The 803-nt window shown below is 53.7% G+C and carries 1 rRNA gene; it reads left to right on the top strand.

The annotated features are described in order from the left end of the window. Positions 1-803: ribosomal RNA gene (locus tag ABLV76_RS08380) — 23S ribosomal RNA — on the top strand; the annotation flags it as partial.

Genomic DNA, 803 nt, shown 5'->3' with positions numbered 1-803 from the left:
TCATCTTCGGGGGTAGAGCACTGTTTCGGCTAGGGGGTCATCCCGACTTACCAACCCGATGCAAACTACGAATACCGAAGAATGTTATCACGGGAGACACACGGCGGGTGCTAACGTCCGTCGTGAAGAGGGAAACAACCCAGACCGCCAGCTAAGGTCCCAAAGTCATGGTTAAGTGGGAAACGATGTGGGAAGGCACAGACAGCCAGGATGTTGGCTTAGAAGCAGCCATCATTTAAAGAAAGCGTAATAGCTCACTGGTCGAGTCGGCCTGCGCGGAAGATGTAACGGGGCTAAACCATGCACCGAAGCTGCGGCAGCGACACGATGTGTTGTTGGGTAGGGGAGCGTTCTGTAAGCCTGCGAAGGTGACCTGTGAGGGTTGCTGGAGGTATCAGAAGTGCGAATGCTGACATAAGTAACGATAAAGCGGGTGAAAAGCCCGCTCGCCGGAAGACCAAGGGTTCCTGTCCAACGTTAATCGGGGCAGGGTGAGTCGACCCCTAAGGCGAGGCCGAAAGGCGTAGTCGATGGGAAACAGGTTAATATTCCTGTACTTGGTGTTACTGCGAAGGGGGGACGGAGAAGGCTATGTTAGCCGGGCGACGGTTGTCCCGGTTTAAGCATGTAGGCTGGTTATCCAGGCAAATCCGGATAATCAAGGCTGAGGTGTGATGACGAGGCACTACGGTGCTGAAGTAACAAATGCCCTGCTTCCAGGAAAAGCCTCTAAGCATCAGGTAACACGAAATCGTACCCCAAACCGACACAGGTGGTCAGGTAGAGAATACCAAGGCGCTTGA

This window comes from Klebsiella sp. GB_Kp047, assembly GCF_040065235.1.
GTDB lineage: Bacteria > Pseudomonadota > Gammaproteobacteria > Enterobacterales > Enterobacteriaceae > Klebsiella > Klebsiella quasipneumoniae.
Note: the sequence above shows the minus strand (reverse complement) of the source record. Positions and strands in the feature narration are given on the sequence as shown.